General features: G+C 37.7%; 1 protein-coding gene. It reads right to left on the bottom strand.

Annotated features, from left to right (window positions below):
• Positions 1–6,269, bottom strand: a 6,269-nt coding sequence (locus NT145_04785; GenBank protein MCX5782003.1) for a hypothetical protein, incomplete at its 3' end; no start/stop codon positions are given.
• Positions 6,270–6,310 lie beyond the last annotated feature (41 nt).

The following is a 6,310-nucleotide window of genomic DNA, read 5'->3' as shown; positions in this document are numbered from 1 at the left end:
CTCTTTAATGCAGCGGTTAATTCATCCCCGTTTTCTTCCCGACTGCCTTCAGAAGTGGTCAAAGAAACAAGCTTGGCAAGTTCGTCTTTATACCCATTGATTGCAACAGTTAAAATCAGGGATTCATTTTTTAAAGCTTTTAACTTCTTTGACCGTTCTTGCGCTTCTACTCCAAAAAGTGCCTTTATATTATTTGCATCTTTTAGCAGTTTTGACAATTTTTCCCCGGCCTCTTTTATTTTATTTGACAGCTCTTCCCTCTTTTTCAAAAATTCTATATTGTCATTCTCATGCAAGGCAGCTAACGTCTGCAACCATGCTTCTGGTGATTCCTGCTGAGCCTCATCCTTCATCTGTAGTCCTCGAGCACGTACCTTGGCCTGGTCTTTCTCTGGATGACCTTCTACCCATTTATTGAAATCTTCGTCAAGCCCGCCAAGCAATTTGTTTTCGTAATCCGGCGCAATCAACACCCGCGCAATGATTTCTATCAGTTTCGCAACCTGATCATCAAGGAACTTGTTTTGCGCCAAGTTTTCAATCATTTGAATAAGATTTTCTTGCGTATTCAATATACTTCGTATACTTAGTAAAGCCACTTGGACTGTATCGAAATAAAGATTTATCCCCATTTCAGGAAAAGCCATTTTCAAGGCTTTTTCAATAAGTTGATAAAGCGTTTTCGGGATTACACCGTATCCGCCATCAAGAATGATATTGATTTCTTTGGCATTTTCTCTCTTCACAACAAACCGTATCAGTATTTCCTTAACATAATCCCAGGTTGCTTTCGTTGTTTTCGGAACGGGTACCGCAGACGAATCTATTAATTCCTGTTTTTTTGTTTCAAGCCAGGATATCAATGCATCTTTTTCTGATGCTGCTGTTATTAGGAATCCGGTCGCATGCAATTTTACAAATGCTTCACAGTTAGGAATTGCAGCTATATCAAAGGACTCAAGCACCCAATTCGTTAACCCGTCTCGCGCAGCAAAAGGAAAATTCTTACTAGCCTCACCTAGTTTGATTCCTTTCATATTATTGACAACAAATAGCCAAACCTTTTTAAGATGCTTTAGATAATCAATTTGAGCATCAAACTTTCTACCCGGATCTGTTTCAGTAATATTACTTGAATCGTATTTGAAAATCTTAACAAGGAACTCTTTGAGCGCTTCAGGACTGGATGCAGTAGCAGCAGAACCTGCTGCCTTTAATACATCAACTAATGCTGAACCGACAAGTTCAATGTCTCCTTCAAAAGTGCCGGATATCCCGTCTTTAACGTTTATACCTTTCTTTGCAAGTGCACGATGAAATGCCAAAATGAGAGTATCAGGAATATTATCCGGATTTTTTTCAGAATTTATAATCAGCAATAAATCATATTTATTGAAAATTGACATAAACCAATTTTCAAATGGACCTACCACCTGCGGATCCCGGGAAGTTTCTATTTCACCCAAGAAAGACATAATCCTTCCATTTAGTATTAATTCGCTAAAATTAACTTCTGATTTACTGATTTTACTTAAATTAAATGCATTAATTACCCAATCAGTAAGACTGTACATTGATGCATTAAAAAACTTGCGTTCGATAACATTGTACTGCCGAGTATCTTTTTTCAATTCGGCAAGAGCGCCTTGACAAATATTCTTCAGTTGATTTAAATAAACAAATTTTTGATCAGGTTGTGCGCCTGAAATATCATCTTTAACAACCATTTCAAAAATCTCTAACAAGAACTCTTTCAGCGCTTTTATAAAAGTGTCTTGGGTATCTCTATTTACATTTTCCACCCATTTTGATTTCGGAGAACTTACTGACTTCAGAACATCTGCCAATGCCAAACCAAGAAGCTTGCTGTCTGGGACTGGACCATTTATGACAAATTTTCCGTCTGCAAACGATGCGCTTATATTGCTGCGTTCAGCAAGCGCCGCTATAAATCCGTTAATTAAGGCAGTTTGAACATCTGTGGCTGAATTCATTGTATTCAACAAAGTGTCACGATATTGTTCTTCTTCTGTTTTAGGCGGAGCCGCTGGAGTTGAGGATATAGTTTGAGAAACTGTCTCGGGCACAATAGTTAAATCTTCCGGTTCTCCCATAACCTTATTAAAAGCTTTGATAACTTTGATGTGGTTTATGCCTTCGCCATGTACATCCTTTATTTCCTTAAAGAAAAAGAATTTATGGAAGAATAAATAAATTCTATAAACAAAAGGATTCAGCTTCTTCAATAAAATTCTTTCTTTTTCGATTTTACGCTGAAGTTCTTTAGTCTTTTCAAGGTAAGGAACATGTTTTTTTGCTAATTCCTTTTTACCCTTTGTTTCAAAGAAGTAACTGCTTTTTCCATTATCAAAATCACTCAGATTTTTCAGAACATTTTTTAATAATTCCTCAAGCCTTTCCGGCGGCCAATTTGCATAATTGGAATCTCCCAATCTATCAAGAAACTCATTTATTGCATTGGTAAAAGATTTACTATACTTGACATTAGCTATCAGTTTCTGTCCGGCAACCAGCTTGCCATTAAAATCCAATAATATATCTTTTTTCACGGTAAAGCTGGCCTGTTCTTTTTGAAGGTACCCACTCAATATATCAATAAATTCGTTTGTCAAATTTAGCGCAACCTGAGAGTCGTCAACCATTTGAAGAGTTGTCTTTTTTACCATTCCTAATATCTTATAAGCCTTAATTCTTTCCCAAAGCACATAGAAGAACACAGCGATTTTATGATTTCTCTTTTCCATCCCTAATGCCATGTTCTGCAATTTTAGTTTCAGAGACTCAATTTTCGTTAAAGGCGTTTCTAGAATTGGGGCCCTGCTGATTTTTTCCGGTTGAACTTTACCGTAGCTGGTCGGGATAAGCCGTTCCGTTGCTTCTTCTATTTGATTTTTTTCAAGAAATTCATATACATTTTGGGATACAGTTTTAAAAGCATCTAAAACAATCGCATATCTATCATTTCCCGAGATCTTGCTTCCGCTTTCAATTACCTTATCCGTAACATTTTGGAATTCTGTTAAACAATCTTTAAATCTTTCATCCATATTTGAATAATTACTGCTTTTTACTAAATATGACATGGGGAATATCGTAATAAAATATTCAAGTATTTTAACTATGAGTTCGCTACTTGAAGAATCCTCATATGTTTCAGAAATCCATTTTAATAAATCAAGCAATGCTTCAGCCAATATTGCATCGTCTATTGCATTTTTAAGTGTAACATCGGCTCCGCGGTTAACTAAAAACTCTCTATATTGATCAAGTAATGTCTTTCCAATTTCTTTAGCCTCCATATCTTGGAATTTTTTAGGAGTTTCAACAGCCCTCCCATTTGCAGTAAGAAGCACATTGGACCATCCAAACCAGTAATCCATATTAAGCAACTTGTGCATTAAAGGAGTTGCACCCATTCTTGATTTTCGAGCCCCAAGGATTTTATACTTAAGCCAGTCTTTATAGATTCCTGGATGATCTCCAATATACCTTTCTAAATTATCCCCTTCTGCTTTAGCAAAAAGATCTTTTTCCAATTCTGGTGCCAAATATAAGGTCGCATAAATAGCAAAAAGTTCTAAATTTCCGTCGCTGACTATTTGTGAAAATCCCTCAATTTCATCTAATTTATATTCACTTCTGAAATCCTTAAGCTTTTGGTTGAAAACAGTCTCTTTCCACCCCTTGTTACCCTTAAGCTCTTTATGAAGTTTTTCGGCAATTCCTTTTGCTAACTTAATCACTCCTAAATCGGGACTTGTAAATTTGCCTATCGCTTCCATAACAGTCTTAACTGAGGTTGAAAGCACGTCAGGTTTCGGCGCGGGAACCGCAGACGAACCTATTAATTCCTGCTTTTTAGATTCAATCCAGGATATCAAAGCATCTGTTGCCGATGGGATTAGGAAGGTAGACACTCTCATTCCAACCAAATCCTTATGGTTAGGAATTGCAGTCAGGTTAAATGATTTAATTACCCATTCTGAAAGCCCTTTTTGCGCGGCGCTAATAAAACTTTCGTAAACCCTCTTGATTTCTATAGCTTTCCCCAAATTAGCGGCAACATACAGCCAGACCATTTTCAGCTGTTTTAAATAATTAACTTGGGCATCAAATATATTGACTGGATTTATTTTAGTAATATTTTTTGAATCAGATTCAAAAATCTTTGCGAGGAACTTTTGAAGCACTTCGGGACTCAAGTTATCGGTATTTGCCCATTTCGACGCACTTGCCGCCTTCAAAGTATCAGCCAACGCCAAACCGACAAGCTCGCCGTCTCCTTCAAAAGTGCCGGATTTTCCATCCTTCACAGGTACTCCGCGCATGGCAAGCGCACGATGAAATACTAAAACGAGAGCATCCGGAATATTTTCTGGTTTTGTTTCTGTATCCAAAATTCCCTGTAAATCATACTTCTTTACTAATGGTTCAAACCAGTTTAAGAACTCCTCATATCTTCCCAATTTCTCGCGCAGGAACATCATGACTTTGACTTTTAATACAAATACATTAAAACCTGATTCTAATTTACTTATCGTACCCAGATTAAATATCTTGGTTATCCAATCGGTAAGCCCTTCTTGTGCGGCACTAATGAAGGATATGTGAACACTGTCGCGTCCATCGAATTTTTTGCTTGTAACAACACGGTAGCAGATATCCTTTAGCTGTTTCAAATATTTCTTTTTTTGATCGGTTCGGGCGCTTGAAATATTCTCTGCAACCATTTCAAAAACCTTTTCAAGGAACTCTTGAAGCACTTTAGGACTAATTTGATACGGATCTGCCCATTTTGATTTGCTCGCTGCCAGTAACACATCAACCAACGCCGAACCCACAAGCGTGCTGTCTGGGACTGGGCCATTTACGACAAATTTTCCGTCTGCAAACGATGCACTTATATTGCGTTCAGCAAGCGCCTCTATAAATCCGTTAATTAAGGCGGTTTGAACATCTGCGGCTGAATTCATTGTATTCAACAATGCACCAAGGTTTGCTTCTTCTTTCACTGGTTGAGGTACCACAGCAGGGGGTACCGTTGCTCTTGTGGGAATGGTTGTTGGGCGTGTTGCTTCCAGCACAACCGGCAAAATCCTTTTGTTTTTGGAACTCATAATCTTTTTAACGGCTGAAACGATCTTATCGCTTATGAAATTCTTTAGAACTATAATCTTCCTTTCTTTAATAGCAGTAACGCTCTCCTGGGTTGTTTCGGCGGGCTCGGCGGCGGCAAATGAAAAGTCCGACCTTCTGTACCAGAGATCTCCAACAAATTTATTAAGAGCCTCGTTACACACATTCCAGGTATTCCTGTGCTGCTGATCAATTGTAAATGATCCTTCGCAATCCCTTAAGGCCTTTCCTAAAATAGCATCAAATTTAAATAAGTGTTTTTCTATATTATATTTAACAGTCTGTGGATTCTCAGTCCTAGTTAAATTGGTCAAATATCTTCTGAAGCACTCAACAAGCAGATCCTTAAGTGTCTCTATCATGGCATCACGATTGGATGTGCCAAGATAGTCAGATTGCGTTGCGACAAACTGAAGCATGTATTCAAACCTGCTTTCGTCAGTGACCGTAAAGAATGTGTCGCCGTCTTTATCAGTTTCACTAAAGAATGTGTAAAGAAGAGCGTTAGGGAATTGCATATTCTTTCGGGCATCATATTTCTTTTGAGCTTCATAAATCCCTTTGAATTTTAAGGCCAGTTCCTCATATTTTTTGTCAAGTTTTGATGCTAATGCTCCCCTGATACTGCGACTGGGGATTGTGTTGAATAACTGCGCTTCCTCTCGTTCATGTATCTTGTTCAAACGATCCAGGAGTGTCTCGATTTTTGTGCCGCCTGCGGGAATAGGTACTTGTCCAAAAAGAATTCTTTCATGGATTCTTCTAGCTGCTTCCTGCTTGGACAATAAAGGAATTAAATATGGGATATTCCATTTCGATTTCAATCCATCTTCGGCAGAGCGTGCAGCCTTAATAAAGGCAGCTAAAACAATAGGATTTTTCGCACCAAACTCTTTGGTGTTTTCATCACTAACAAATTGTTTCAAAAATGTCTCCCAAGCGCCAAAATAGACTTCTATGCTTTTTTTATTTTCCGTGCGTATATTTGAATCGTATTCCCAAAACTCTACTAAAAATGTTTGAAACATCACTGTAAAATAGTTTTTCATCAGATCTTCGGACAATTTTGCTTTCAGATTATAACGTGAAAGATCAGGAACTTTTTGACCCATTCTTTCAATCTGAGTAAAGAACAACTGCTTTAATTTAAGAT

The sequence above is a fragment of the Elusimicrobiota bacterium genome (genome assembly GCA_026388075.1).
Lineage (GTDB): Bacteria > Elusimicrobiota > Endomicrobiia > Endomicrobiales > JAPLKN01 > JAPLKN01.
Note: the sequence above shows the minus strand (reverse complement) of the source record. Positions and strands in the feature narration are given on the sequence as shown.